The organism is Haemophilus sp. UMB1048, assembly GCF_030218125.1.
Classification (GTDB): domain Bacteria; phylum Pseudomonadota; class Gammaproteobacteria; order Enterobacterales; family Pasteurellaceae; genus Haemophilus_D.
The window spans coordinates 1-246 of record NZ_JASOPB010000158.1 but is presented as its reverse complement, the minus strand read 5'-3'; the positions used below and the strand labels follow the sequence as shown (position 1 = coordinate 246).

At 38.6% G+C, this 246-nt stretch carries 1 protein-coding gene; it reads left to right on the top strand.

The window, feature by feature from the left end:
* The coding region (locus tag QP437_RS10295) for an ISAs1 family transposase (RefSeq protein ID WP_285267769.1) at positions 1–246 on the top strand (246 nt) is incomplete at both ends.

The following is a 246-nucleotide window of genomic DNA, read 5'->3' as shown; positions in this document are numbered from 1 at the left end:
CGGACAGATCAAGACGGATGAAAAATCTAATGAGATTACAGCTATTCCTGAACTTCTTAACATGATGGATATTAAAGGAAAAATCATCACAACTGATGCGATGGGTTGCCAGAAAGATATTGCAGAGAAGATACAAAAACAGGGAGGTGATTATTTATTCGCGGTAAAAGGAACCCAGGGGCGGCTAAATAAAGCCTTTGAGGAAAAATTTCCGCTGAAAGAATTAAATAATCCAGAGCATGACAG